The following is a 4,516-nucleotide window of genomic DNA, read 5'->3' on the forward strand; positions in this document are numbered from 1 at the left end:
CGCAGTCTTGCAAACAATGTATTGTATATCAATTTGTTACATAAAAATGTATTGTCTTTGTGTTGTGTTTTTTATACTATGTCTATGTACTAAAGAAGTTTATTATAGATATGAAAGTATAATAGTAATATGACATGTTTATAATTAAAACATATACTGATGCTCATCTCTTAAATTGGCGAATAAACATCTTGTAAGTAACTGTTCACAATTAGTTAATGTTATCCGTCATTCTTCGCTTCGCTCCTTTAGATAGATACTCATGATACATATTAATTAGGAATACTAACTTATTTGATTAATTTATTACGCTATAAAGAAGGCTCTGCATAGTCTATTTTTTGAAAAATAAGAATATTATTGTAGTTTTTCTTTCAGATATTAAAGATTGGTTAGTTCCTCGGTGAGAAACAACTTGTTTCTCACCGAGGAACTATTTGTTTCTTTTAAAGAAACTATGTCTTGGCTTTAAATCAAAATACGAAATTTACAACATGTTAATTATTAACCTTTTATAGAAATAAAGCACTACCTTTGATAATTATAGGATGATTATTGACAAATAAGCTAAGATTTATAACCAGCAATGAATAGTAAAATATATTTTTATTACATAAGTTACAGTTCGCAATTAGTCAATGCTGTCTATTATCCCCTTAAACAACAGATGCTCATGATATGAATTAATTAGGAACACTTACCTATATCATCTTGTTTATTATAGTATGAACATGTAGAATAAAATAGTATATGAATAATTTAAATCATAATATAAAAACAAATCTTTTTAATTTTATTGGGCAAGTCTAGCCCTCAGTTCCTTCAATCTATTAGCGGCTTGCAGATTATCAACTTTGATATATCGCATAAAAGCAGATGGACTTTTGTGACCAGATATTCGCATCAATTCTTCTGCAGGAAAACCTGATAAATACATATTCGTACAAAAAGAGCGTCTACAAGTATGGGAGTATATTAGTTCCCATTTTTCGTATATTCGTTTTTCTCGTTCTTTGCCTTTTTTACGAACTATTTCAACTTTCTGTCTTAACTTCGCTTTTAGTCCCAACTCTTTTACCCTATCATTAAATAAATATCTTGGTATTTTGGGTAATTCATAATTGTATTTTTTAAGAATCTCTGGAACATAATCAATCATGGGAATAATAACTGCCTTATGTACTTTTCTTTGTTTAAGGTTTATATTTCCATTATCCAAATCAATGTGTTCTGGACCTAAAGTTGAAAGATCACTATATCGTAAACCTGTAAAACATCCAGTGATAAATATATCGCGTATTTTCTCCAATTGCTTATCATCCGATAGATCGAGCTCGTATATCGCTGCTAATTCTTTTTCACTTAAATAAATAGCATCAGTTTCTTCCTCTACAACTTTGAAACATCTTAGATCAATTGGCGGAATGGCTCCTTTTACAATCTGAAAATTAACAAATCCTTTCAATAATCGTATAATTTTCCCTGCAGAGTTAGTGAGTAATCCTTTTGTTCCATTTGGCTTTTCAGCTTTATAGAATAAATAATCCATGAATTCATTGTAAAATGTCAAATTCAAATTATGAAATGACAAAGGTTGAGATGAATATTCCTTAAAAGCAATTAGATGTTTACGAAGTGTTCTATAATCTTTGATCTGATCTTTAGAAACAGATGGAGCCTTTTCTATAATATATCTTTCTAATGCATCAAATATATCTATTCGATGGGAACGCAAATCATATTCCCTATCTTTTTCCAATTCGAGCAAAACAAAATCAACAGTCGGATCTAGATTATTATCTTTAGCATAAGTAAGAATTTTGCCAAGTTTTGATGTGATTCTAATTAAACAAGAATCAATTTCTTCGTATTGTGGACAAGCACGTTTAATCCATCTCTTCTTGGCATCCCAATATTCAGGTTTAATATTGTATCCAGTAGAGATGAGTGTACGTTTAAACCGATCATAATTATATCGAATATAAAGAACTGTAGTGCCCTCTTGAGTAACGTACTTTGGTTTAATATATGGAAAATATTTTGCTATAGTGATCTGTATTGCATTCGTGTTGCAAATTTAAGAAAGCTATCTAAAACAGCAAATATCTCTTTAGTTAAAGTTGATGATTGCTCATGCTTTTATAATTTTCTTTAAGCTAAGGAAAATATCTGTTCATAAAAGGATAAATATTGCTCAAACGGCATAGAGACCTCTATTTATTGAGTCTAAAAAAGGAGAAAAACATAAAAAAGAGCAGATTTTATCCTTTCTTGACCATAGATTTTCCTTATTTTTTATATTAATTGTCTTATTTTGTATCGATCGAAATAAAATGCTATGGGAAATAACTAGCCTTTACAGGTTTTATGTCTACTCAAGATACACAAAACAGTAGTACTTTTCTCCATAACATTCTATTCAAGATTTGACAATACTGGTATTTGTTAATAGGTAAAAAGAAAAAATAAAAGTATTAAGGATTAAAGTTTTCATTAAGGTATTATTTAAGGTAAGAAGAAATTTAGCTAACATGGGGTTGTTTTATTATTAAGGTAAGAAGATTGTAGGATGGATAACCTTAAATTTTAGATTAATTAAAAGAATTATGAAGAAACTACTAATTATGATGGCTCTTTCTGTTAGTATGCTGATTAATGCTCAGACAACTAACTTTTTTGAACCTGTTAAAGAAATAGCACTACGTGTCCCGTCAGTGCCAATTGTTGTTTCAGACCCATATTTTTCAATTTGGTCTCCTTATGACAAATTGATGGAAGGGAGTACAGAACATTGGACAAGTGCAAAGAAGCCTTTATTGGGTGCCCTACGGGTAGATGGTAAAGTATATCGTTTTCTAGGTAAAGATAAAATAAATTTAGTCCCGATTGCCCCTATGACAAATGTAGAACGTTGGGAAGCAGCTTATACGAATAGCACACCATCTAATGGATGGCAAGAATTTCAATTTGATGATAGCAGTTGGAAAAAAGGAAAGGCTGCTTTTGGTAGCCACGATATGCAACGGGTTCACACTGAATGGAAAGGGAATGATACTGATATTTATATTCGTCGCGAATTCGATATTAATAATTTAGATTTAGCAGAAGATTTTTATTTAATTTATTCTCATGATGATGTATTTGAACTATATCTCAATGGGGAAAAATTAGTTTCTACAGATCTAGTTTGGAGAGACAATGTGTATTTGAAACTGACTGATGCAGCAAAGAAAAAATTGCGTAATGGTAAGAATGTGATTGCTGCTCATTGCCACAATACTACAGGAGGTTCCTATGTGGATTTTGGTTTATTCCGTGAAAAGAAAGATGCCGTAAAGTTCTCTGATGAGGCTATTCAAAAATCTGTAGATGTATTAGCGACTTCTAGTTATTATACTTTTACCTGTGGTCCTGTAGAGCTCGATCTCGTTTTTACAGCTCCTCAGTTGATTGATGATTTGGATCTATTATCCACACCTATTAATTATATATCCTATCGCGTACGAGCACTTGATCAGAAAGGTCATGATGTACAACTCTATATGGAAACTACTCCAGAATTGAGTATTAATGAGAATAATCAACCTACTATTGCACGTACGTTATCTAAAAATGGTATTAGTTATGTTGAGGCTGGGTCCATTGATCAGCCAATATGTGATCGTAAAGGTGACTTAATTTGTGCAGATTGGGGTTACGCATACCTTGCTAGTGTAAATGGAGCTGGGAAATCTATAGGTTTAGGCGATTATTATAGAATGAAAGAATCGTTTGTAAAAAACGGAAGTTTAAATTCCACTATTACAAAATGGACTACTCGCAAAGAAGAGGATAATCCAGCTATGACTTATGTACATAATTTAGGTATAGTTTCCAAGGATAGCAAAGAGGGATTCATGATGATTGGTTATGATGATATCTATTCTATTGAATATATGTATGAAAAGCGTATGGGATATTGGAAGCACGACGGTAAAGTAACCATATTCGATGCTTTCGAGAATTTGAGAGATAATTATCAACCAATTATGGAGCGTTGCCGCGCTTTGGATGCGATGATTTATAATGACGCAGAGAAAGCAGGTGGCAAAAAATATGCTGAAATCTGTTCGGCTGCTTATCGTCAGGTAATGTCAGCCCACAAACTCTTCAAAGATAAAGAAGGTAACTTGATGTGGTTTTCAAAAGAGAACAATAGTAATGGTTGTGTTAATACAGTGGACTTGACTTATCCATCTGCTCCATTATTTTTGATTTATAATCCTGATTTACAGAAAGCAATGATGACTAGTATTTTTGAATATAGTGCTAGTGGTCGTTGGAATAAACCTTTCCCAGCTCATGACTTAGGAACATATCCTATAGCTAACGGACAAGTTTACGGAGGCGATATGCCTATTGAAGAAGGTGGTAACATGGTTATTCTAGCTGCAGCTATCTCAAAAATTGAAGGAAATGCCGATTATGTAAAAAAATATTGGGGTATTTTAACCACGTGGACTAATTATTTAGTAGA

At 31.9% G+C, this 4,516-nt stretch carries 2 protein-coding genes and 1 pseudogene; 1 reads left to right on the forward strand and 2 read right to left on the reverse strand.

All coding sequences use genetic code 11. The annotated features are described in order from the left end of the window. Positions 1 to 793 precede the first annotated feature (793 nt). Positions 794 to 1,759 carry a site-specific integrase gene (locus CZ225_RS22665; RefSeq protein ID WP_234982964.1) on the reverse strand — a complete coding sequence of 322 codons (966 nt, stop codon included), beginning with the start codon at positions 1,757 to 1,759 and terminating at the stop codon, positions 794 to 796. A 93-nt stretch (positions 1,760 to 1,852) separates the two neighbouring features. Beyond that, positions 1,853 to 2,077, reverse strand: a pseudogene (locus tag CZ225_RS24745) (Arm DNA-binding domain-containing protein); the annotation flags it as partial. Positions 2,078 to 2,606: 529 nt separating this feature from the next. Between CZ225_RS24745 and CZ225_RS22670 the strand changes: the two are divergent. Continuing rightward, the coding region (locus tag CZ225_RS22670) for a glutaminase domain-containing protein (RefSeq protein ID WP_077155966.1) at positions 2,607 to 4,516 on the forward strand (1,910 nt) is incomplete at its 3' end.

Origin of the sequence: Bacteroides bouchesdurhonensis (assembly GCF_900155865.1) — a bacterium.
In the GTDB taxonomy this organism is placed as follows: domain Bacteria; phylum Bacteroidota; class Bacteroidia; order Bacteroidales; family Bacteroidaceae; genus Bacteroides; species Bacteroides bouchesdurhonensis.